1 protein-coding gene is annotated in these 274 nt (G+C 34.3%); it reads right to left on the bottom strand.

Features of this window, described 5'->3' with window-relative positions:
- On the bottom strand, window positions 1–274 hold a 274-nt coding region (locus Q4Q35_RS08615), incomplete at both ends, for a TlpA family protein disulfide reductase (protein WP_303277563.1).

Genomic DNA, 274 nt, shown 5'->3' with positions numbered 1-274 from the left:
CCTGATCCCAAACAACATACTCATTTTTCTTTAAAAAATTACGCCATTTAGTTTCCTTTCTATCATAAGATATTCCTAAAACTTCTAAACCTTTAGGATGAAATTCATTGTATATTTCTCCTATATGTGGCATTTCCTTAATACAGGGGCCACACCAAGTTGCCCAACAATCTATCAACAATACTTTACCTCTGTATTGATACAAACTAGTTTCTCCTCCATCTAATGAAGGAATGGAAAAATCATCAGGGGTACCGCCTACAAATGATCTTTT

Origin of the sequence: Flavivirga aquimarina (assembly GCF_030540835.1) — a bacterium.
Taxonomy (GTDB): domain Bacteria; phylum Bacteroidota; class Bacteroidia; order Flavobacteriales; family Flavobacteriaceae; genus Flavivirga; species Flavivirga aquimarina.
This window is presented reverse-complemented; position numbering and strand designations above follow the sequence as displayed.